Source organism: Alteromonas sp. 1_MG-2023 (assembly GCF_030547075.1).
Lineage (GTDB): Bacteria > Pseudomonadota > Gammaproteobacteria > Enterobacterales > Alteromonadaceae > Alteromonas.
In genome coordinates this window covers 72,558-95,074 of sequence record NZ_JAUOQH010000017.1, presented here as the reverse complement: position 1 = coordinate 95,074, position 22,517 = coordinate 72,558, and the positions used below count along the sequence as shown (strand labels likewise).

The following is a 22,517-nucleotide window of genomic DNA, read 5'->3' as shown; positions in this document are numbered from 1 at the left end:
GGAAAGGAAATACTCCGTAAACACGCGGTGAACCCATCCATGGGCGCTGTGCAATCGCATCCATGCGATTGAGGGTTAACGGAGTACTTCCTCACCTCGTCCTTAGTACGATGTGAGGCCGAGGAAAGGAAATACTCCGTAAACACGCGGTGAACCCATCCATGGGCGCTGTGCAATCGCATCCATGCGATTGAGGGTTTACGGAATACGTCCTCACCTCGTCCTTAGTACGATGTGAAGCCGCGGTAAGGAAATACTACATAAACACGCGGTGTACCCTTCGCTTTTTATCACGTGAGTTTATCTCTACACGGCGCGTTTAAGTAGTATCACTACATTTATTTGCTTCATGTTGTGCTGCCAAATTATACGCAACACCTTGAGCAAAATAGCCTAAATTTCATACTTCTCAATATATATCATTTTATGATGTGTTGCATACGAAAATATAATTATTTTTATTGTATTGCCATGTGCATAATGCACGCCTTCACACTTTTAGAGACTCTTGCAATGACGACTTTAACTCGATTTTTGGCAATATTAAGCCTAACAGCGCTTGTCGCCGCATGTGGTAGCGACGATACGGATCCTGGCCAGCAAATGCATGCGAATGCAGGCATTCCTGTAGATGTTGCGCCTGTGGTCTCGCAGCGTTTAACTGAATGGGACAGTTTTACTGGCCGTTTGGAAGCGCCGCAAATGGTATCTCTTCGCCCACGTGTTTCAGGCTACATTGAATTTGTAGCTTTTGAAGAAGGCGAATATGTAGAGCAGGGCGAAACATTATTCCTTATTGATAACCGCGCTTTTAAAGCAGAAGTTGAGCGTTTAACCGCACAACTTGAAGAAGCCAAAAGCCGTTACGATTTATCTGTGCAAAGCTACGACAGAGTCGTAAAGCTTCGTAAAACCCAAGCGGTTTCGCAAGAAGTGTTAGATGAGCGTTTAGCGGGTAAGAATCAAGCTTTTGCAAGCATTAACCAAACAAAAGCGGCGTTAGACGTTGCCCGCTTGAATCGTGGTTTTGCTCGCGTTGAAGCGCCTATTTCTGGCCGTGTTTCTCGCGCAAACATCACCGAAGGTAACTATGTAACGGCAGGGCAGTCTGAGCTGACTAGCATCGTATCTACTCATCAGCTTTACGCTTACTTCGATATTGATGAGCAAACCTACCTAAATTACGTGAGCAGTGATGATAAAGCCGAGTCAGCGGTTAACGACCAAGCCGTGGCTATGCGTCTTGCCAATGAGCAAGATTACGGCCATTGGGGGCAAATCGACTTCGTCGATAACCAAGTTAACGGCAATACCGGAACCCTTCGCGTTCGCGCGGTTTTCAACAATGAAAATGGTCGCTTAATGCCGGGTTTATTTACCCACCTGAAACTTGCCGGTGATACCAACGAACAAGGCATTTTAATTAAAGAAAAAGCCATTGGCACCGACCTTAACAACAAATTTGTGTTGGTGGTAAACAGCGAAAATAAAGTGGAATACCGCGCCGTTACCTTGGGTGACAAAGTAGGCAGTATGCGCATTATTCAAAGTGGCTTAGTGGCAGGCGACACCATTGTAGTAGATGGTCTTCAGCGCGTACGCCCAGGTGCTGTTGTTGCGCCAAACCAAGTTGATATGGGTGATAAAGAAGCACTGGCAAGCCTGCAAAACTGGCAGTCTCGTGTAGATAATGTAACAAATTTGGCTAACGTGGACGCGCTTAAAAGTAGCGTAGCTGGTACTGGAATTAATTAATGAATTTTTCGCAATTTTTCATTCGCCGCCCAATTTTTGCAGGTGTTCTAAGCCTGCTCATTTTCATTGGTGGCGCCATCGCTGTTTGGCAGCTTCCTATTACTGAATACCCAGAAGTGGTGCCGCCTACGGTAGTGGTAACGGCTAACTATCCTGGTGCTAACCCAAAGGTTATTGCCGAAACCGTTGCTACGCCTCTAGAGCAAGAGATTAATGGCGTGGAAGACATGATTTATATGTCTTCACAAGCCACATCTGATGGGCGTATGACCCTTACCATCACCTTCGCTATTGGTACCGATCCTGATGATGCTACTACATTGGTTCAAAACCGTGTTAACCGCGCAACACCGCGATTACCAGAAGAAGTTCAGCGCTTAGGTATTGTTACCGAGAAATCGTCACCAAATTTAACCATGGTGGTGCATTTAACCTCGCCTGACAATCGTTACGATATGCTTTATTTGTCGAATTATGCCGACCAATTCGTAAAAGATGAATTAGCCCGAGTTGAAGGGGTAGGGCAAGTTCGTTTGTTCGGTGCTGGCGAATACAGCATGCGCGTATGGCTAGATCCAAACAAGTTAGCTTCACTGCAAATGAACCCTGGTGATGTGGTTGCGGCTATTTCCGAGCAAAACCAACAAGCAGCGGCTGGTAGCCTTGGCGCGCAGCCTACGGGCTCCAGTGAGTTTCAGCTACTGATTAATGTGCGCGGTCGTCTTGAGGATGAAAGTGAATTTGAAAATATCATCGTTAAAACGGGCGATAATGGTCAAATTACCCGTTTAAAAGACGTAGCTCGAATAGAGTTAGGTGCCGATTATTACACCTTACGTTCATTGCTAAATAACAATCCGGCGGCTGCATTACCTATATTTCAGGCGCCAGGCTCAAACGCTATTCAAATTTCTGACGACGTGCGGGCTCGCATGGCCGAGCTTGAAAAGATGTTTCCTGAAGGGTTGGAATACGACATCGTTTACGATCCTACCGTATTCGTACGTGGTTCAATTGAAGCGGTGGTAAATACACTATTTGAAGCTGTGCTATTGGTGGTGTTGGTAGTAGTGCTGTTTCTACAGACCTGGCGCGCGTCTATTATTCCTCTAGTGGCTGTACCCATTTCATTAGTAGGTACCTTTGCGTTTATGCAATTGATGGGCTTTTCGTTAAATGCGCTTTCGTTGTTTGGCTTAGTACTGGCTATCGGTATTGTGGTTGATGATGCCATTGTGGTAGTGGAAAACGTAGAGCGGAATATTGCCGACGGTAAAGCACCATTCGATGCCACCGTACAAGCCATGAAAGAAGTAACAGGTCCTATTATTGCCACTACGTTGGTGTTGGCAGCGGTGTTTATTCCTACTGCGTTTATGAGCGGCTTGACCGGTCAGTTCTATAAGCAGTTTGCGTTAACCATTACTATTTCTACCTTTATCTCGGCAATTAACTCATTAACTTTAAGCCCTGCATTATCGGCCTTGTTGTTGAAACCTCATGGGCAATCGAAAGATTGGCTAAGCCGAGGTATGGATAAAGTATTTGGCCGCTTTGTATTTACGCCATTCAATAAAATGTTCGATCGCGGTGCGAAAAAATATACAGGCGCTGTAGGCGGGCTTATTCGCAAAAGCGGTGTGGTAGTGGTGCTTTATGCTGGCTTGTTAGGGTTAACCTACTTCCAGTTTGCTAACACGCCAACCGGTTATGTACCGCCTCAAGATAAGCAGTACCTTATTGCATTTGCACAGCTTCCTAATGCGTCGTCGTTAGATAGAACCGAGGAAGTCGTGCGTGAAATGTCGCGTATTGCGATGGAACACCCAGGTGTATCTGATGCAGTGGCATTTCCAGGGTTGAACATAAACGGCTTCACCAACAGCCCAAGTTCGGGTGTGTTGTTTACGCCGCTTAAACCGTTCAATGAGCGTCAAAGCCCAGAGTTATCAGCCGGTGCTATTGCCATGCAATTAAACCAGCAATTTGGTTCTATTAAAGGCGCTTATGTGGCTATCTTCCCGCCACCACCGGTAATGGGTCTTGGCACCATTGGGGGCTTCAGGCTACAAGTGCAAGACAGAGGAAATTTAGGTTTTGCTGAACTTGAAAAAGTAACCCAAGAAGTAATAGGCAAAGCGTGGGCGCACCCTGCATTAACCGGTAACTTCACCAGTTTTACGGTTAACGTACCTCAGTTAAATGTGGATGTAGATCGCGAGAAAGCCGTTAGCCAAGGGGTAAACATAGGCACCTTGTTTGACACCATGCAGGCGTATTTAGGCTCGGTATATGTGAACGACTTCAACTTATTCGGTAGAACCTATCAAGTGAATGTTCAGGCCGATGCTCAGTATCGCCAAGATGTTGAAAACATCACCCAGTTTAAAGTGCGAAATGATAAAGGCGATATGATCCCGCTAGGTTCATTCCTTAACATTGAGCACAGCGCAGGGCCCGACCGTGTGATGCATTACAACGGTTATGTCACCGCTGAAGTTAATGGCTCTCCGGCACCGGGCTACAGTTCTGATCAAGCTAAAGCAGCGATTGAGCAAATACTTGATGAAACCCTGCCGTTAGGCATGACCTACGAATGGACCGAGCTAACTTATCAGCAAATATTGGCAGGCAACGCATCGGCCTTTATCTTCCCGCTGGTAGTACTGTTGGTGTTCTTAGTATTGGCGGCACAGTATGAAAGTTTACGCTTACCACTGGCCATTATATTGATTGTACCCATGACCTTGCTAAGTGCATTAATTGGTGTGGTGATATATGGCGGCGACAACAACATATTTACCCAAATTGGCTTAATTGTGTTGGTGGGGCTGGCGACTAAAAACGCCATTCTTATTGTGGAATTTGCCAAAGAGCTACAAGACAACGGCATGGATGCGCTATCAGCCATTAAAGAGGCCAGTAAGTTGCGTCTTCGCCCAATCCTAATGACGTCGATTGCCTTCATTATGGGTGTATTGCCTATGGTGCTTTCCACAGGCGCTGGTGCAGAGATGCGTCAAGCCATGGGCGTAGCGGTATTCTCAGGCATGATTGGCGTAACCGTCTTCGGCTTAGTTCTTACCCCTGTATTTTACTATTTGTTGAAACGTAACGGTTAACTCTCCCGTTTACCCAAGCGTTGCCTCCTCCTCGTACTTTAGAGGCACTATAGGCCACTTAGTTTAAGTGGCCTTTTTTTTCATGGTAGGTCTTCGGCACGACTGATATATAAGTCGTTCCAAGGATAAAATCGCAGTGATGATTGAGTTATTGATACACGTTGCAGCACGCTACTAAAACTTTTGTAACGTAAGATCTCGGCATTAGCTTAATCTCTAATTTAATTTAATCTAATCTAATCTAGTTTAGTCTGAGTTAATTTAACCTAAGTTAATTTAATCTAAGAACTAGGAGCCCAACGAATGCAGCAGTTAACCCTAGCACTTCTCGGCGACTAAATGTTTCTTTTAAAACAACACGGGAATAAAGAAGAATAAGTAAGATATTCATTCCTGAAATTGCAGAAACTAGCCCAGTATTACCAATAGAAAACGCTGATATTATGGCAACCATGCCGGTTACGTTTGCCACCCCAACTATCAGCCCGCAAGAGAACGTTTTTATTTGTGACCAGTTAGTTGTAGCTGAATATTGACTCGCTAGAAATTTCTTACGCTTTACCAACCATCTCAGGGCAAAAAGAAAAGTTCCGAAACCGAACATAGAGGTTAAAGTAGCAAAAACATCAGCTTCTAAGCGTGTAGATTGTTTCCCCATTAAATCAGTAAACGTAAAAAACAATGCAGCAAGTAGTCCCCATTGTGCCCCTTTTAAGTTATCTACAGAGATATCAGACGAATATCTGATAATTAAAAGACCACAAAAAATAATGAAAAATCCAAATAATTGAATGGCTGTTAGCGTCTCTTTCCAAATTAAAAATGCAAAGATCAGTACAAATAAGGGAGTCAATCCTGCAAGAATGCTGATGAGTGAGGCTTTACCTACTGAAAACCCTTTGTGTAAAAGCGCATTTGCAGCAAAAGAGCCAAAGCCCAGCCCAAGACCAACAGCCACATCTTCCCAGCCATACCAGCGTTGATTTAGCAGCAGCACACCTACAAGGCTAGTGATAAACCCAGTAAAAAATACACCAAATAACAGCAGATCCCGATTCAGATTTTTCTGAGATGTCCATTGATATAAGATCCCACGTAAACCAAAAAATAATGTTGCGAGCAATGCAAAAACAATCCACATATTAAATGAGTCTCATATTCTTAGAGTTTGATAGCTTAATTTGAAGAAACAGTACTTTTAGTTAATTGCCTATTGTGATTTATCTATATGCGGCATGAAGTTTACAAAGTGTCATCGTATGCTTTATTGATGCGTATTTTATTTCATCTAGATGAAATTTAAACGTAGAAAAGTGGGGTTTTGAATCTAATGAATAGCGTTTTACTTGTTAGTTTTCAATTTGTTCGTTTTTTTGTCAAAGTGTTTTTCGAGTTAGTAGTTCAGGGAGTCTTTCTCTTCACCTTTGATTCAACCTCTTTAATGCCACAATTGGTCATTATTTATCGGTAAGTCTCAATCTTTTCGGCCATTTCATTACCTAATATCGTCCCTAATAGAATTTAGGCTAGTAATACTAACAATAAAATTGGAAACGAGAGCTATGAAAATAGGTGCAGCAGTGGTGGTGGCAATAGGAATGGTAGGTGCGCTTGGTCTTTTAGGGCAACAGGTATCATCGGCCTTAAACGAAATGCAAACGTGGGATAGAGTCGTTACCGTGAAAGGGTTATCGGAACGTGAATATGTAGCTAACCGAGTCATCTGGCCCATTCAATTTGTTGATGCTAGCAATGATTTGCCCGGTTTATACAGCAATATTGAAGCAAATAGCGCGAAAGTGGCAACTTTCTTACAAGACAACGGTGTGGCGAAAGAGGGGATTACTATCGGTAAGCCAGAAATTACCGACAAATTAGCTCAGCAATACGGTAATGCGGAAAAACCAGCATTTCGCTATACCGCAGTACAAACTATTACCGTATTTTCCAATGATGTGGAAAAGGTACGCAGAGTAATGCAGCAAATCGGCAGTTTAGTGAAATCAGGCATAGTGTTTAATAGTCAGAGCTATCAAGCCCAGCCTGAATATGTATTTACCCGTTTAAACGAGGTAAAGCCTGCCATGATTGAAGAAGCTACGGTTAACGCCAGAGAAGTGGCTGAAAAGTTTGCTCAAGACTCCAAAAGTACCTTAGGGAAAATAAAGAGAGCGAATCAAGGGCGGTTTTCTATCTCAAGCAGAGACAACCATCACCCTCATATTAAGCGTGTACGTGTGGTATCAACCATAGATTATACGCTGGTAGACTGATACTGACGTATCATTACAGAGTTGCAATTTTGCCAAGTTCGCTCAGAATATATAGGGAAAGGATTAGTTAAGTACTTTTGTATGGTAAAATTAGTGTTTGTTGTTTTAGGCCGAAAGCTAAAATCGCTCAAGGCTTGAGCCAATATTTGGCTCAAGGCTATATTTAGCCTAACGCGATGACAGCCTAACGCCATGACTGGCAAGTAAGGTACACACATTTAAACAATCGCAGCGCGAGTATGCGCATATGGGATTACATGACAGACCAAACGCCACCGGCACAGCAATTGGAGTTTTTCGAAATTCCAAGCCCCTGTATTGGTGTTTGTGAGGCTGGACCGCGCGGGTATTGCAAAGGGTGTTATCGCAGCCGAGAAGAACGCTTGTATTGGCTGAAGATTGATGATGCTACTCGCCGAAAAGTAATAGGGGCTTGCCAGCGACGCAAACAAGCGGCGTTGAATAGAGCCAGGCGTCAAAACGAAACGCCAATTGAAGTACGTGAGCCCGATCAAATTAGTATGTTTGATGTGCCACTTAATAACAAAAATAAAGCATAACTTGTGAGACTTGTGGTCACTAAAGCGGTTAATGCAAATGATAAAAAGTGGAACCTTTGCATGTCATTAGAAAAATACGTGTCGTTTGCGACAAAATCATTTAGCTTGCCGGATATTTGTATCCGTATTCGCACGCTATTAGACGATCCTTGTTCAAGCGCAAACGACATTGGTGAGTTAATTAGTTTAGATTCGTCGTTATCAGCAAAAGTGTTACGGCTAGCTAATAGCTCATTATTTCGTTTCCCATCGCAGGTAGACTCTATAGCAAAAGCCGTAAACATCATTGGTGGCGAAGCCTTATACAATATTGTGGTGGCAGAAACGGCTAATAGTGCGTTTAGATATTTTGATACTCAGCTTATCAACCTTGATAAGCACTGGTTTGAATCAGTGTACTGTGGAATTGTAGGCAAGTACTTAGCTCGGGCTAGTAAAATACGCGGCAGTGAACGCTTTTTTGCAATGGGAATTTTGCAAAATTTAAGTGAATTAGTTGTGGCTAAACGCTCACCTGAGCTTTATAAAAATTATCTTGAACAAGAAACTGATATGCAGTTAGAGGAAAGACAAATAGCGCACTTCGGTTTTACCTTTTCAAACTGTAGCGGTAACATATTAGAAAACTGGAAGCTGCCACTTGTGCTTTATTACCCTGTTATGCATGCCAACGACGTTGGTAGACAGGCCTCGGATAGAGATATTGCACTACTGGCGTTAGCGACAAAAATAACCGCCATACAGCAGAGTAAAAAAAGCATTGATGATATTGAACTTTTTTCCGAAGATGAAGCCAATAGTATTGATGTAGATATGTATGATATTGCTAACGCTATAAAGTACGCAGACAGAGAAACAGCAAAAATTTCCATGCTAATCCATTAGAGCCCAACAATTGAATAATAGAAACATAGCTATTAAATAAAAGCGAAATAGCAGTTAAGTGTTAGTTTTATCGTTTTCAATGGTGTTTAATGAGTTGTCTAGTGTGGTGCAAAGCAACGTAACGGCAGTTTTGTAGCTTACGTAATACCCCACGGAAGGGCATAATAGGGTGTTAGATGGCTATGCCAGTACACCGCCGAACCGATAAAAATTTACTAAAACTTATGCTTAATCTTACTAAAATATTTTTTGTGCTGTGCTGCCTGATAGGGTTCAGCAGTGCCGCATTCGCTGCAGATCGTGATTTAATTCAAACGCTCTATCATGCCGATTTCACACCTGATACCGACGACGAAGTTCCTAGATTTTCGCTGAATGGCGAGTTAGGTATACTCTCAAACACTGGCAATACATCGGCAGCTAGCATTAAAGCTGGCATTAACGCCGATCATGAAACGGAAAATTGGAGCAGCTTATATTTTACAGAGATGCTTTATCAGGAAAGTACCGCCGATGGCGCTGGTCGCGAAGTGTCGGCCAAACGCTTTTATGGTAGCGCTCAGTTCGATTATAAACTAAACCAGCCTGGTCGCCGTTTGTTCATGTATGGTGACTATGAGGATGATGCTTTTAGTGGTTACGACCATCGTGCATCACTTGCCGCCGGTTGGTCACAGCGAGTATGGCGAGACGAAGTCAGTGAATTTCGCTACAGTATTGGGCCGGGTTATGCTTTTGTAGAGCTTGAAGAACCGTTAGACGAAGATATCAATGATGGGGTCATTGTCAGGGCATCTGCCGAATACAAATATCACTGGGCCTCAGGTGCCAATTTACGCCAATTTGTTAGTACAGAAGCGGGAGATGAAAATACTAAGTCTCGCTCTGAAACTTCCTTGTCGGCTAATGTCTTTGGCTCTCTAGCCATGAAGCTTTCCTTTATTTTGAATCATGAAACTGACACTACCGAAGACGTAGATGGGTTAAGTACTGAAACCTCTGTAGCCTTGGTTTATCAATTTTTCTAAAAAAATCCCTAATACCTTATCCGAAAGTGTAAATTTCAGGTCATATCGCTGTTTTTTTGGTCACTCAATGTTGACTGATGCACTGATGTAGGTACTATTGCGGCTGATTTTCAGGCTATGCAGATAAATAATCTCGTTTTGATTTTTACTGCGTAGTGTAAGGATTACAAACTACTAGGATTGCAAATGAAAAAACAGCTTCTCGCATCACTTTTGGCCTTATCTTTTTCTTCTGTTGCTCTTGCTCAAGACGATGATGTAAAACCTTTCACGATGGAAGGTGAGCTAGGTATTATTGCTACAACTGGTAATACAGAAACTTCATCATTTAGCGCTGGTATCACTGCGCACCAGGAACTTGAGAAGTGGAGTAACGACTACATCATTGATGGTCTTTACAAGAAAGAAACTGCTGAAAATGACGATGGTGAAGATGAAGAGTACACGTCAGCGCAAAAGTTCTTTGCATCAGCACAAGGTAACTACAGACTTGAAAACCCTGATCATCGCTTGTTCGTGTTCAGTTCATATGAAGATGACCGCTTAAGCAGCTACGATTACCAATCTACGCTAGCAGCCGGTTGGAACCAAAAAGTATTCGAAAATAAAAAGCATACTTTGGAATACTCAATAGGTCCTGGTTACTCGTTTGCGCAAACCGACGAAGGTGAAGTGCAAAACGGAATGATTGTTCGTGCTTCTGGTGCTTACTCTTGGAAGATTTCTGATACGGCTAAGTTTACCCAAACGCTAAGTACAGAAACTGGTTCAGACAACACTAAATCTCGTTCAGAGTCTGCGCTAACTGCTACTATCAGCGGTAACCTTTCAATGAAATTATCGTTTAAAGTTGACCATAACACAAACGTATCAGAAGACACTGAAAAGCTAGATACCGAAACTGCCGTAACGCTAGTTTATAGCTTCTTCTAAGCCGTATTTAGTTAAATAAATACTCAGCTTTAGAAACAAAAAAACGCTGCCAACTGGCTGCGTTTTTTTATATCTTAAATAATGCTTAACGAATGACGGTAGCCAGTTGTTCTGACCTCGTAACCGTCACCTCGCAACTGTCACGTACACGTAGCAACTGTTAAATAGCAACCGTCACATCGCCAACCGTCATACAGAGCATTAGTGCAGAATACGGGTCTTAATGGTACCGTCAATTTGCTGTAGTTGTGCAAGAGCGTCGTACGCTCTGTCTTGCTGTACATCTACCACTACATAACCAATTTCAGCGTTAGTTTGAAGGTACTGGGCTTCAATGTTAATGCCTTTCTCTGCAAACGCTTGGTTAATTTGAGTAAGAATACCCGGCTGGTTTTTATGCACATGAAGCAAACGAGAACGACTAGTATGCTCAGGCAATGATACTTCAGGGAAATTAACTGCTGACAATGTAGAACCATTATCGCTGTACTTAGCCAGTTTGCCTGCTACTTCAATACCAATATTTTCTTGCGCTTCTTGAGTGCTACCACCTACGTGCGGCGTAAGAATAACGTTATCGAACTTACGTAAAGGCGATTGGAACTCTTCTTTGTTCGACTTAGGCTCAACTGGGAACACATCAATAGCTGCACCATTTAACTGGCCGCTTTCAAGGGCATCGGCTAGGGCTTCAATATCAACGACCGTGCCGCGAGACGCATTAATAAAAATGCTGCCTTTCTTCATTTGCGCAAATTGCTCAGCCGCAAACATGTTCTGCGTTTGCTGAGTTTCAGGCACGTGAAGCGATACCACATCAGAAGTGTTTAATAGCTTCTCTAACGACTTAACCTGCGTAGAGTTACCTAGTACCAGTTTATCTTCAATATCGAAGAACTGTACGCGCATGCCTAAGTGTTCGGCAAGAATACTAAGTTGGGTACCAATGTGGCCGTAACCAATAATACCCAATGTTTTACCACGGGCTTCAAACGAACCATTGGCCGTTTTTTCCCACTCACCACGGTGCGCTTTGGCACTTTTGCTAGGCACTTGGCGTAGTAAAAGAATAAGCTGACCAAGCACAAGCTCTGCCACTGAACGTGTATTTGAAAACGGTGCGTTAAATACCGGAATACCACGGCGCTGCGTAGCTTCTAAATTAACTTGGTTAGTACCAATACAGAAACAACCAATAGCTACCAATTTCTGAGCAGCATCTACCACTTTCTCAGTAATTTGAGTACGTGAACGAAGGCCAATAAAGTGCGCATCTTTCACCTTCTCAACAAGCTCTTCTTCAGGAAGGGACGTTTTGAGATACTCAATGTTGGTGTATCCATTATTCTTAAAGGTTTCTAATGCACTTTGGTGTACACCCTCTAACAACAATATCCGGATCTTATCCTTCTCTAGTGAAACTTTGCTCATGGATTTGCTATCTCTTAAAAAGTATTAGTATTTACAGGGCTCGAGGCAGGTGCAGGCGGGGTAGGTAAGACTGAAGCAAACCCTCCGCCGCATGGATGCGGCGGCGGAGCTCCCATGGATGGGTTCACAGCGTGTTTGCGGAAGTCTTACCTACCCCGACTAGTACTAGCCTCAAACTCTCGAAAGGCCATCTAGACGTCTAAACGGAAATCTAACAGAAATCGGTTTAACTTGAAAGCTATTATTTAAAGGTATCAACACCTGTTTCGGTGGCTGATAGCACTATGTCTGCGCCGCGTAAGGCGAATATGCCGTTGGTGACAACACCAGGTATATTATTAATCGACTGCTCAAGCTCTCTTGGGTTCATTATTTCAAGATTATGCACGTCTAAAATAACGTTACCGTTATCGGTGACTACGCCTTGGCGGTACTCAGGATCGCCGCCTAGCTTCACTAGCTCACGAGCCACAAAAGAGCGCGCCATTGGAATAACTTCAACAGGAAGGGGGAATTTGCCAAGCACAGGCACGCGCTTGCTGTCATCGACGATACACACAAAGGTAGTTGATGCACCGGCTACAATTTTTTCGCGGGTAAGGGCTGCACCGCCGCCTTTAATCATATGTTTGTGTTCGGTAACTTCATCAGCACCGTCGATATACACCGAAATATTGCTTACATCATTTAGCGCGAATACTTCAATGCCTAGGGCTTCAAGCAACTTGGTAGAGGCATCTGAACTTGATACCGCACCTTCTATGTTGTTTTTAATTTTGCCGAGTTCTTCAATGAAAAAATTAACCGTAGAGCCAGTACCTACGCCAACAATACTGCCTTTTTCGACATACTCGATGGCTGCTTTAGCGACTGCTTGCTTCTTTGCATTCTGATCCATGTGACACTCTCCAAACTAAATTTTCATCAGTTTACCGGAAAACCACGGGCTAACCCACCGTGATAGGGGAATTTACGGTGCGTTATGTACGATTAAAGCTCAATTGCTGTGTAGGGGTGATAATAGCATTTACAGGAATGTCCCAATGCTGAACAGGAAGTTGGTCTACTTGTTGGCAATCGTGGGCAATACCAATCAGCTTTGGCCTGACCGATTGTGCTTGAATGCTCGCGAGTGTGCGGTCGTAGTAGCCGCCGCCCATACCTAAACGATTGCCCATTTCATCAAAGCCAACCAGTGGCATCAATATAATCTGATGATGAAAAGTAGGAATAACATCTGGGCAGGCTAAAACAGGCTCTTCAATGTTGTATTTATTCACGCACATTTGTGTTGCTTCTGTGTAACGAAGAAACAGTAAATGGCCGTTGCAAACGGGGTGTAGTACCGGCAACGACGTGTGAGGGGCTGACGTTTTTCTTAGGTCCCAACAACTGTGTATGAAAGGGGTTAAGTCTATTTCGCCGTCGTTAGGCAAGTAACAGGCAATAGATGATGCGTTGGTAATATCGGGCAGTGATAAAAGGTTGTCTCGCACTGCTAAGGCTGCTTGTTGCTGCTCAGATTCAGTTAACCCATTGCGTAGTGCTCTTAGTGACTTTCGTAACGTTTTACGTGCTACAAGTGGCTCCACCTTTCTTTATTTCCCTAAATAGTGATTGAGTACCCTAATAAGCTCCGCGTTTTCAACAGGCTTGGTTAGCACGTCGCTTAATCCATTGCTTAATAGAAGATTTCGCTGTGTTATCACATCTGCCGTTAGCGCGATAACAGGTAGCTCTTCACGAATGAGTTTAATTTGGCGGGTGGCTTCTTTGCCGTCAATGCCTGGTAAGTTTAAATCCATAAGCACTAAGTCTACTGGGTTCGACTTCACATACTCTACACCTTCTTCACCGGTTCCTACCACCGATATAGGCAAGCCTAATTTATCAAAAATGGTTTTGATCACCACTTGATTAATATAATGGTCTTCTACCACTAACACATGAGTATCAAAATCTATGTGAAGCTTTTCAGGCTGTAGTAGCGTGAGCTCATGTTCAATTTTATCAGCGGGAGTGTCTGCCGGAATCTCTGCAGGAATAGATACGCTAATGCGCGTGCCTTTGTTTAACGCACTACTCAGCTTTATTGAACCGTCCATTAGTTCAACCAGCTTTTTGGTAATATTCAGGCCCAAGCCAGTACCATCAAATTGATGGGCGTTTTCCATTCGCTCAAACGGAGCGAATAGCTTTTTTTGTTCCTCTTCACTAATGCCAATGCCTTCGTCTTTAATGATTAACAGTAATTTGCCTTTTTTGTACTTCACTTGCACCAAAACATGGCGATTTGCATGGGTATATTTGATGGCATTAGACAGTAAATTTAAGGCAACTTGACCAAGCTTCGTATCATCAAAGCTGAGTATGTTTGGAATATTGTCATCAATTACGGAATCAAATATAACGTTACCATCATCGGCGCGAATTCGAGTTAGCGAAAATAAATGGGTAAAAAAGTCGGTGGTGCCAACAGGGCGGGGCATCACCCGCATTTTACCAGCTTCTATTTGCTTGATGTCTAACACTGAATTCACTATTTCTAGCAAACGCTCACCGCTTTTACTTATATGCCCAAGCGACTCGGTAAAGTTAGCCGGAAACGAATGCTGTTTAGCTTCGCCTTCAAGTAAATGGCTGAATGTATTTATGGCATTAAGTGGCGTTCTAATTTCATGGCTAACGTAGGAGAGAAAGTCAGATTTGAACTGGCTGGTTCGCTCAAGTTCTCTGTTCTTACGTTTTAATTCAAGGTGAGCAATAACCGCTTGGCTAAGCGTTATAAGTGCGCTGCGCTGAGTTTCCGTCAGTGACTTGGGGGTATCGCTAATAGCGCATAGCGTGCCAATAGCGTGACCTGAAGGGGTAACTAAAGGCGCGCCAGCATAAAACCGTATATTAGGATCACCGGTTACCAGCGGGTTATCGTGGAATCGTGGATCGTCTATTGCGTTAGGTACTTCGAAAACGCCGCGTTGCAAAATGGCATGAGAGCAAAAAGCAATATTGCGGGAAGTTTCTTCTGCATCAATGCCAACACGAGATTTAAACCACTGTCTGTCTGGGTCAACAAGGCTGATTAACGCAATAGGGGTATCGCAAATTTGGGAGGCGAGTTGAGTTAAGTCGTCAAAGAGTTGCTCAGCATCTGTATCAAGTACATCGTAGCTTAGTAATTCTCTTAAACGCTGTTCTTCGTTATCTGGAACTGTAGCACTTATCATTCGTTCACATTACCTCAACTCAACCAAAACGTGAAAGAGGGAGGCTGATTTTTAACTTCAGCCCCCTTCCACATTTATAAAGCGTAGGTGTCTATGAACAATTGTTCCAATTTAGCGTGATCTACTTTTGTAGCCACTTTAATCGTATTGGCATTGTTCCACAGTGGGCTAGGGGTTGTACCCTTTGGTGCTACTGCAGTTTGACCACGATCTAGCTCGCCAGTACCTACACGTACATGACCTTCGGTGAGTTCAAATAACTCAGGGTGGCGCAAGTGTGCAAGTGGGAATGCGTCGTGGAAGAAACAAACACGATCTTCACGATTAGCTGAATAGAAATCCATATAGAATTGAGCCGTGTCTTTCACAAAACCGCCAAGCTTCTCATTTTTCTCTTCTAATGTTTCAACAAAAGAAGGAGAAAACGGCGTGTCGTTCGTCACGTCTAACCCGAACATGGTTAAATCCCAGTCTGCACCAAATACAATTTCAGCAGCGTAGGCATCGTTCCAAATATTAGCTTCGGCAAGTGGCGTTACGTTACCACGTACAAATGCAGCACCGCCCATAATGGTCACGCCTTTCACTAACTTAGGCAGGTCAGGCTCTAAGCGCAATGCTAGCGCTAGGTTACCTAATGGGCCAATAGCCACAATAGTCACTTCACCAGGGTATTGGCGAGCCGTATCTACAATGAACTGTGCAGAGCTGCGAGGATCTAGCTCAGTTTTAGGGGCGTCTGGTTTAATGTGGCCGAAACCATAATCACCATGAACAAAATGCGCGTACGTTGACTCAGGTCCAACCCAAGGCATACCTACGCCTTTGGTTACCGGAATATCTTTACCTGCAATTTCACACAGTGTTAGGGCATTTTGTGCCGCCATGGTTACTGGTACGTTACCGTATACAGTAGTTAAACCAAGTACTTCAATATCGGGTGACTGAAACGCAAAAAATATTGCCATCGCATCATCGATGCCAGGATCCGTGTCTAAAATTATCTTATGTGCCATTAGTAATACTCTAGTGCGTTTTCTTATTTAGTGTGCTTTGCCAAAAAACGGTCAACTTCTTTCTGGGTAGGAATACTTTGCGCAGCGCCTTCACGGGTAACCGCAATAGCTGATGCCGCACAGCCTCTAATCAATGCACGTTTGGCATCAGTGTGAGTGCTGTAAGCTGATAAAAAGTAACCTATAAAAGTATCGCCAGCGGCGGTGGTATCTACTGCATCAACAGAAAACGCTTCCACTTCAATGGTATCGCTTCCTCTTAACATCATTACGCCCGCTTTACCCAGTGTAATGATAACTTCGCAATGAGACCACTGCTCTTTGAATACCGTAATAATATTGTCTAATTCTTCTTTATCAGTAAGTGCGGCCGCTTCAGTTTCGTTCACTATAAGTAAATCGATACAATCTAAAGGAAGGGTTTTAACCGACTCGCTCATAGGCGCTGGGTTAAATGCAACTTTAAGCTGATGTTCTTTCGCAATGCGAAGTACGTCAGCAATACTACTGGTTTCGTTTTGGGTAAGTACCCAATCGGAAGACGACGTATCTAACAATGCTTTGTTTACGGTATCGGCAGTAATGGTTTGGTTTGCGCCACCAAATAACACAATGGCGTTTTCACCACTGGGCGTTACTTGAATAATGGCATGACCTGAAGGAGTTTCAGAGCATTTTACGCCACGACAATCTACGCCTTTTTTAATTAGCGTTTGTTTGAACGTTGCGTCATTTTCATGAATGCTGCCTACGTGACGAACATCAGCACCGGCTTGCGCTAGGGCAATTGACTGGTTCGCACCTTTACCACCAAGCAGTTGTTGGTAGTGAGTAGACGCAAGAGTTTCACCAGGTTGAACAAAGTGATCTACCTGATAAACATGATCGATATTAATAGAGCCAAAATTTATTATTGCCATTTCTACTTCCGTCGAAAGAGGGCGTCTCCCGAAATGCCGCTGTTCATCGTTCGCCCGTGAACCGAAAGTTCAGGGCGGAAGCATCACTATGGCCGTAGGCTTCTCGATACGAGCCGAGCTTGCACAGTAGCCATTGTTTCAACTTCCTAGTTTAATAGCATCGGCCAGGGACAAGAGTGAACTGGCGAACATTCCAGGAAACATTGTTATTGTATAACGCAACAGGGTATATCAAACGCGGTGTGGGGTGAAGTAGATCACCAAAGCGCCAATGAATTATTTGCGTAGCTAATTTAACCATTACTGATGAGATTCGATAAATCTAATCTTGACCAGTTGGTCAGCAATTATACACGCTATTCACTTAAGCTCAAATTTGCTTCGCTTAAGCGCAGTCTAGCTTACTAAGTTACCTTAGTATCTACCTTAATCTTTACCTTGATCTGTTGCAAAGGAAGTTCCATATCCAGTAATGACGATCATAGAGCAATTGATACTAGGTTGCCAGTTAAAACCTATAAGACCAGTACTAGTTGAATAACATCTGACCAAATCACCAATGGTGTGTTTTATAGCGCTATTTTGCTAATATTAAGTTTCAACGAAAAAGGAAACCTATTTGTGGAAAAACAGCTCGATTACGACAGCGTTAGCAATAAGTTATCGCAACACGGCATAGTGGTAGATGGCGCAGAAGTTCAAGGAATTTTATGTGGCATGTTGTGTGGCGGCATGTCGCTAACCGATCAAAAGTGGCTTTCTGCATTAAGTGATACTATTCACCAAGGTGAAAACTTCAACGATGCCACCACTCATCTACTGAACACATTGTTTAACCAAACGTGTCAGCAGTTACTTGAACCTGAGTTCGCCTTGCAACTAATGCTACCCGACGACCAAGCTCCTATTAACGACAGAGGCGAAGCGCTGATTAATTGGGTGCACGGCTTTATGTTAGGGTTTGGCTTACATCAGCAAGACTTAATGCAATGTTCCCCTGATGTGAAAGAAGCATTGGAAGATTTTGGCGACATCGCCCGTATGGAAGAGCCTATGGATGCCGATGAAGAGTCTGAACGTGCCTTATTTGAAGTGATGGAATACGTGAAAATTTCCGCTATTTTGTGTTTCAGCGAATTAGGTCAGTCGCTACTTGACGATCAGCAAGACAAACCATCTGTTCATTAATTGTTGCAAGATATTGGTGAAAAGAGGCGAATGAGATGATTAGTGCACAAGAGTTTATCGCTCGTCAAGACAGGCTATTGGCGAAATGTTTACCTAACAGTGTTTGCGTTATTCCGGCTGCGGGTTTAGTCACTCGAAGTCGCGATACCGAATACCTGTTCAGACAAAACAGCGACTTTTGGTACTTAACGGGCTTTGAAGAAGCCGATGCTTGGCTAATTTTGTCAAATCATCCTCGTTATGGCGAAAGCTATCGGGCTATGGTGTGCTTACCCAAAGATAAAGACGCTGAAATTTGGCAAGGTAGACGTTTAGGTGCAGAAGCGGCATTAGCACGTTTTAGCTTAGACGAAGCGTTTGAACTGTCTGAACTAGGCGATGCTTTGTTGGAGTCTCTTCAAGGCCAAGACCATCTTTATTTCGCCTTAGGTGAAAACGATAACGCCGATACGCAGGTTAATAGCGCCGATGCACAAATTAATCGCGCCCTTGCTACTTTGCGCAATGCACCTAAAGAAGCCTTAGCGCCTACTTCTATTACTGACGTTCGCCCCATTTTGCATGAAATGCGCGTGTTTAAATCGGCCTGTGAAGTGGCCATGATGAAAGCCGCCGCAGAAATTACTGCCAGTGCGCACAAGCGCGCTATGCAATACGCTAAGCCGGGCTGCTATGAATATCAACTTGAAGCTGAACTTCACCATGAATTTGCGATGGCAGGTGCTCGCGCACCGGCTTACAGCACGATTGTGGGTAGCGGTGAAAATGCCTGTATTTTGCATTACACCGAAAATTTATCTCAAATTCAAGACGGCGATTTAGTGCTAATTGACGCAGGCGCTGAATTTCAAGGTTATGCCGCTGACATTACCCGCACTTTTCCCGTTAACGGTAAATTTTCTAAGCCCCAGCGAGATATTTACGAACTGGTGTTAAAAGCGCAAGAAAGCGTTTTAGCCATGCTAGGACCAGGTATCACATTACCCGATGCTATGACTCACAGTGCTGAAGTGATCACCGAAGGTTTAGTAGACCTTGGTGTGTTAAAAGGTTCGGTAGCTGAAAATCTTGACGATAAAGCGTGGCAGCAATTTTACATGCACGGGCTAGGGCACTTTTTAGGCTTAGACGTTCACGATGTAGGTAACTACAAAATTAATGGTCAAGACCGCTTATTAAAACCTGGCATGGTGCTTACCGTAGAGCCGGGTATTTATATTGCTAGCGACAGTGATGTGCCTGAACAATATAAAGGCATTGGTGTACGTATTGAAGATGATGTTGTGGTGACTGCAACAGGGGTGGATATTCTAACCGCCGATGTACCAAAAACTGTGCAAGACATCGAAGCGCTGATGCAGCCAGCCAATAAAGAAAGTAAAAAAGAAAGCAAGCAAGAAGGTTCAAAAGCGTGAGCCATCAAGACGTAGTGATTGTAGGTGGCGGTATTGTAGGTTGCGTATTGGCCAAAGGCTTATCTGAACAAGCCGGCCTTTCGGTTACTCTGGTCGATGCTGCCAGCCCCTCTAATGCAGTTAGCTCTTCTGATAAAACTAGCTCCACCGATGTAACCAGTTCTTCCAAGGCAACCAGTACTTCCAAGGCAACCAGTTCCTCCAAGGCAAACAGCTCCTCCAAGGCAAACAGCACTTTTAACCCGTTAACCGACACACGGGTAATCGCCCTTGCTAGGCGCACAGTAAATGAATTAAATGCCATGGGCGTGGGGCTAGCTGTGCTAGCAAAACAAAGCCAAGGCAAAATTGAACACATTGAAGTAAGTGATAAAGGCGGTATTGGCCTAACAAATTTATCGTGCAGTGAATTTGGTATTAACACCTTTGGGCAAGTGGTATCGCTAAGTGCGCTTACCCACAATGTGATGTCGCAAAGTAAGCAATATCAGCACATTGCGCCAGCCACGGTCACTTCTTTAGCCCGCGAAACCGACTCTACGGTGGTCACCCTTGATAACGGCAGCACCATTAACGCAAAGCTGTTGGTTATTGCCGATGGCGGCCGCTCTTCACTTGCCCAGCAAGTAGGGCTTACCCGCCACACGAACGACTATCAGCAAATGGCTATTATTTTCAATGCCCATACTAGTGAGCCTCATCACAATAAAGCCTACGAGCGTTTTACCAAAAATGGCCCCGTAGCGTTTTTGCCTTTCGACAGTGAAATTAATGGCCATGTGGCAAAAGGAAAAGGGTTTTCCGTGGTATGGACAGTAGCAAAAGAGCACGCTGAATCACTTATGCAACTTAGCCCAGGCGCTTTTATTCATCGGTTACAACAAGAATTTGGTTACAGGCAGGGGCAAATTACCGCAATCAGTGAATTAGCCAGCTATCCACTAGCCTTAAGTTACACCGATGCGCTAACCTCGCACCGTGCAGTAGTGGTAGGTAATGCTGCTCAAGCATTGCACCCCATTGCGGGGCAAGGGTTTAACCTTGGGCTACGAGATATTATTACCTTGGTAAACACGCTTAAAGGCGTGAGCGATCCTGGGGAATTTAACGTACTTAATGAATACGCCACTAAGCGCAGCAAAGACAGAGCCGCCACGATTACGTTGACCGACTTGTTAGTACGTACGTTTTCAAATCGACACTTTCCGTTGGTGGCAGCAAGAAACTTGGCACTTACTGCATTAAATGTGATGCCAAGTGCGAAGCGTGCGTTTGTGCAGCAAACCACAGGGTATGGGCGCAGCGCTTAACAGGCCGCCTTGAAATTTACGCCAAAGTAATACGCTTAAGAAATACGCCTTAGTGATGAGCACTAGTGCTGCGACTTAGTTAAAGTTCGATCAGCTTTTAGCCCCTTAATAGCTAGCGTTGCTAATACTTAGAATTGTAAGAACGCTAACAGCGTGAACAGCTAGCAGTGATATCAATTGGCACTGCTAGCACTAGTAATAGTTAGTAGTAGTTAGTAATAGCTAGCACCAAGAACAGAGAATAAGAGAGCCGATATGCAACATGCCGATATCGCCATTGTAGGCGGTGGAATAGTAGGGTTAACCCTGGCCGCAGCGCTAAAAGACGCGCCGTGCCGCATCGCTATTATCAATAAAGGCTCTATAGACCAGCCCCTTGCCGACAAGCCAGGTGCGCGGGTTAGCGCAATTAATCAGGCCAATATTAACGCGTTGAAAAAAGCCGACGTTTGGCAGCATATCGATGAAAGCAGAGCTAACCCTTACAATGCAATGCATGTGTGGGATAAAGACAGCTTCGGTGATATTCACTTTGCGGGTAACGATACTGGGGGTGAGCTGGAAAGCGATACCTTGGGCGTTATTATTGAAAATCAGGCATTAATAAATGGCTTAGCCCATTCGGTATTAAAGCAAGATAACGTTGTGGTAATAGATACCACCATAGAGCGGGTATTAAGTAGCCCGCAGCAAAACATGCTAATGCTAGAAAACGGCGATGCGCTTTCTTGCCGATTATTAGTGGGCGCCGATGGTGCTAATTCTTTCGTGCGCAAACAGGCAAACTTTCCTATTACGTTCCGCGATTACGAACACACCGCCATTGTTGCCAATATTCGTACTCAGCAACCTCATGAAAACGTGGCGCGCCAAGCTTTTACGCCAACAGGGCCTTTAGCTTTGCTACCTATGCGCGACCCTAATGTATGCTCTATTGTGTGGTCGCAAACCCCAGATGCCGCTAAAACCTTACAAGGGTATTCCGACAGGGAATTTTGTAATGCGCTAGTAGCAGCAAGCAATAATGCATTAGGGCCCGTAACGTTAGAAACAGCTAGAACTGCATTTCCGCTTACTATGCGTTATGCCCGTGAATGGGCTAAAGAGGGCATAGTGCTGGTGGGCGATGCTGCCCACACTATTCACCCCTTAGCGGGGCAGGGCGCTAATTTAGGCATGCAAGACGCATTAGCATTGGCTACATTATTAGGCACCTTGCTAGCAGAACAAAAAGACATAGGCCAGCTTCGCTACTTGCGCCCTTACGAACGAGCACGAAAAACCGAGGCTATGAAGATGATTGCCGCAATGGATGGGTTTAAATTCTTATTCGATGGTAACGACCCACTTAAAAAGCTAATTCGAGGCATAGGCCTAGCGGCTACCGATAAACTCAGTGCGGTAAAACAAGCATTTGTAAGCCACGCGATGGGGCTATAAATAAGTAATCTTCT

The 22,517-nt window shown here is 44.1% G+C and carries 18 protein-coding genes and 1 other RNA gene; 11 read left to right on the top strand and 8 right to left on the bottom strand.

The genetic code is table 11. From position 1 onward, the window contains the following. Window positions 1–513 precede the first annotated feature (513 nt). Together Q4561_RS16350 and Q4561_RS16345 are read left to right on the top strand one after the other, a co-directional pair. Window positions 514–1,755 (top strand): efflux RND transporter periplasmic adaptor subunit, encoded by a 1,242-nt coding sequence (locus Q4561_RS16350; RefSeq protein WP_303462078.1) that lies wholly within the window; start codon window positions 514–516, stop codon window positions 1,753–1,755. After that, window positions 1,755–4,877 (top strand): efflux RND transporter permease subunit, encoded by a 3,123-nt coding sequence (locus Q4561_RS16345; protein WP_303462076.1) that lies wholly within the window; start codon window positions 1,755–1,757, stop codon window positions 4,875–4,877. The genes Q4561_RS16350 and Q4561_RS16345 overlap by 1 nt, the downstream gene beginning before the upstream one ends. A 271-nt stretch (window positions 4,878–5,148) precedes the next feature. Here Q4561_RS16345 and Q4561_RS16340 read toward each other — a convergent pair whose 3' ends face one another. Beyond that, the gene (locus Q4561_RS16340; protein ID WP_303462074.1) at window positions 5,149–6,018 is read right to left on the bottom strand and encodes a DMT family transporter; all 870 of its coding nucleotides are present in this window, start codon (window positions 6,016–6,018) and stop codon (window positions 5,149–5,151) included. 421 nt (window positions 6,019–6,439) lie between these two features. On the opposite strand from Q4561_RS16340, the gene Q4561_RS16335 reads away from it, so the two are divergent. The 5 genes from Q4561_RS16335 (at window position 6,440) to Q4561_RS16315 (ending at window position 10,556) form a co-directional block, all read left to right on the top strand. Beyond that, the gene (locus tag Q4561_RS16335) at window positions 6,440–7,150 is read left to right on the top strand and encodes an SIMPL domain-containing protein (RefSeq protein ID WP_303462072.1); all 711 of its coding nucleotides are present in this window, start codon (window positions 6,440–6,442) and stop codon (window positions 7,148–7,150) included. Window positions 7,151–7,407: 257 nt separating this feature from the next. Next, window positions 7,408–7,710, top strand: coding sequence for a DUF1289 domain-containing protein (locus Q4561_RS16330; protein WP_303462071.1), 303 nt, complete (start codon window positions 7,408–7,410; stop codon window positions 7,708–7,710). Between the two features lie 60 nt (window positions 7,711–7,770). Continuing rightward, window positions 7,771–8,595: an HDOD domain-containing protein gene (locus Q4561_RS16325; RefSeq protein ID WP_303462070.1), complete on the top strand. Its 825-nt coding sequence runs from the start codon at window positions 7,771–7,773 to the stop codon at window positions 8,593–8,595. 176 nt (window positions 8,596–8,771) lie between these two features. After that, complete coding sequence (locus Q4561_RS16320) at window positions 8,772–9,623, top strand: YdiY family protein (protein WP_303462068.1); 852 nt, start codon at window positions 8,772–8,774, stop codon at window positions 9,621–9,623. Between the two features lie 186 nt (window positions 9,624–9,809). Next, a complete protein-coding gene (locus tag Q4561_RS16315) occupies window positions 9,810–10,556 on the top strand; it encodes a YdiY family protein (RefSeq protein ID WP_303462066.1) in 747 nt (248 codons plus the stop codon). 201 nt (window positions 10,557–10,757) lie between these two features. Here Q4561_RS16315 and serA read toward each other — a convergent pair whose 3' ends face one another. The 7 genes from serA to ssrS all read right to left on the bottom strand — a co-directional run bounded on the left by serA (window position 10,758) and on the right by ssrS (window position 17,353). Next, window positions 10,758–11,987: a phosphoglycerate dehydrogenase gene (gene serA / locus Q4561_RS16310; protein WP_303462064.1), complete on the bottom strand. Its 1,230-nt coding sequence runs from the start codon at window positions 11,985–11,987 to the stop codon at window positions 10,758–10,760. A 241-nt stretch (window positions 11,988–12,228) separates the two neighbouring features. After that, on the bottom strand, window positions 12,229–12,885 hold the full coding sequence (gene rpiA, locus Q4561_RS16305) for a ribose-5-phosphate isomerase RpiA (RefSeq protein ID WP_303462062.1): 657 nt from the start codon (window positions 12,883–12,885) through the stop codon (window positions 12,229–12,231). A gap of 82 nt (window positions 12,886–12,967) precedes the next feature. Next, a complete protein-coding gene (locus Q4561_RS16300; RefSeq protein ID WP_303462060.1) occupies window positions 12,968–13,579 on the bottom strand; it encodes a 5-formyltetrahydrofolate cyclo-ligase in 612 nt (203 codons plus the stop codon). A 6-nt stretch (window positions 13,580–13,585) separates the two neighbouring features. Next, window positions 13,586–15,214: an ATP-binding protein gene (locus Q4561_RS16295; RefSeq protein WP_303462058.1), complete on the bottom strand. Its 1,629-nt coding sequence runs from the start codon at window positions 15,212–15,214 to the stop codon at window positions 13,586–13,588. A 74-nt stretch (window positions 15,215–15,288) separates the two neighbouring features. Continuing rightward, window positions 15,289–16,230, bottom strand: a complete 942-nt coding sequence (locus Q4561_RS16290) for a nucleoside hydrolase (RefSeq protein ID WP_303462056.1) — start codon at window positions 16,228–16,230, stop codon at window positions 15,289–15,291. A 23-nt stretch (window positions 16,231–16,253) separates the two neighbouring features. Beyond that, window positions 16,254–17,150, bottom strand: a complete 897-nt coding sequence (locus Q4561_RS16285) for a ribokinase (protein ID WP_303462054.1) — start codon at window positions 17,148–17,150, stop codon at window positions 16,254–16,256. 21 nt (window positions 17,151–17,171) lie between these two features. Further along, window positions 17,172–17,353: non-coding RNA, 6S RNA (gene ssrS, locus Q4561_RS16280), on the bottom strand. Window positions 17,354–17,771: 418 nt separating this feature from the next. On the opposite strand from ssrS, the gene Q4561_RS16275 reads away from it, so the two are divergent. The 4 genes from Q4561_RS16275 (at window position 17,772) to Q4561_RS16260 (ending at window position 22,503) form a co-directional block, all read left to right on the top strand. After that, window positions 17,772–18,338, top strand: coding sequence for a UPF0149 family protein (locus Q4561_RS16275; protein ID WP_303462052.1), 567 nt, complete (start codon window positions 17,772–17,774; stop codon window positions 18,336–18,338). 35 nt (window positions 18,339–18,373) lie between these two features. Continuing rightward, window positions 18,374–19,753, top strand: a complete 1,380-nt coding sequence (gene pepP, locus Q4561_RS16270; protein WP_303462050.1) for a Xaa-Pro aminopeptidase — start codon at window positions 18,374–18,376, stop codon at window positions 19,751–19,753. Further along, a complete protein-coding gene (locus Q4561_RS16265; RefSeq protein ID WP_303462049.1) occupies window positions 19,750–21,063 on the top strand; it encodes an FAD-dependent oxidoreductase in 1,314 nt (437 codons plus the stop codon). Before pepP ends, Q4561_RS16265 begins: the two co-directional genes overlap by 4 nt. 255 nt (window positions 21,064–21,318) lie before the next feature. After that, complete coding sequence (locus tag Q4561_RS16260) at window positions 21,319–22,503, top strand: FAD-dependent monooxygenase (RefSeq protein WP_303462048.1); 1,185 nt, start codon at window positions 21,319–21,321, stop codon at window positions 22,501–22,503. Window positions 22,504–22,517 lie beyond the last annotated feature (14 nt).

Excerpts from the sequence above, each read along its gene's own strand:
- Q4561_RS16290 (WP_303462056.1), bottom strand. The coding sequence starts at position 16,230 with ATGGCACATAAGATAATTTTAGACACGGATCCTGGCATCGATGATGCG.
- Q4561_RS16340 (WP_303462074.1), bottom strand. The coding sequence starts at position 6,018 with ATGTGGATTGTTTTTGCATTGCTCGCAACATTATTTTTTGGTTTACGT.
- Q4561_RS16325 (WP_303462070.1), top strand. The coding sequence starts at position 7,771 with ATGTCATTAGAAAAATACGTGTCGTTTGCGACAAAATCATTTAGCTTG.
- Q4561_RS16330 (WP_303462071.1), top strand. The coding sequence starts at position 7,408 with ATGACAGACCAAACGCCACCGGCACAGCAATTGGAGTTTTTCGAAATT.
- Q4561_RS16335 (WP_303462072.1), top strand. The coding sequence starts at position 6,440 with ATGAAAATAGGTGCAGCAGTGGTGGTGGCAATAGGAATGGTAGGTGCG.
- rpiA (WP_303462062.1), bottom strand. The coding sequence starts at position 12,885 with ATGGATCAGAATGCAAAGAAGCAAGCAGTCGCTAAAGCAGCCATCGAG.
- Q4561_RS16345 (WP_303462076.1), top strand. The coding sequence starts at position 1,755 with ATGAATTTTTCGCAATTTTTCATTCGCCGCCCAATTTTTGCAGGTGTT.
- Q4561_RS16260 (WP_303462048.1), top strand. The coding sequence starts at position 21,319 with ATGCAACATGCCGATATCGCCATTGTAGGCGGTGGAATAGTAGGGTTA.
- Q4561_RS16320 (WP_303462068.1), top strand. The coding sequence starts at position 8,772 with ATGGCTATGCCAGTACACCGCCGAACCGATAAAAATTTACTAAAACTT.
- serA (WP_303462064.1), bottom strand. The coding sequence starts at position 11,987 with ATGAGCAAAGTTTCACTAGAGAAGGATAAGATCCGGATATTGTTGTTA.
- Q4561_RS16285 (WP_303462054.1), bottom strand. The coding sequence starts at position 17,150 with ATGGCAATAATAAATTTTGGCTCTATTAATATCGATCATGTTTATCAG.
- Q4561_RS16315 (WP_303462066.1), top strand. The coding sequence starts at position 9,810 with ATGAAAAAACAGCTTCTCGCATCACTTTTGGCCTTATCTTTTTCTTCT.
- Q4561_RS16295 (WP_303462058.1), bottom strand. The coding sequence starts at position 15,214 with ATGATAAGTGCTACAGTTCCAGATAACGAAGAACAGCGTTTAAGAGAA.
- pepP (WP_303462050.1), top strand. The coding sequence starts at position 18,374 with ATGATTAGTGCACAAGAGTTTATCGCTCGTCAAGACAGGCTATTGGCG.
- Q4561_RS16350 (WP_303462078.1), top strand. The coding sequence starts at position 514 with ATGACGACTTTAACTCGATTTTTGGCAATATTAAGCCTAACAGCGCTT.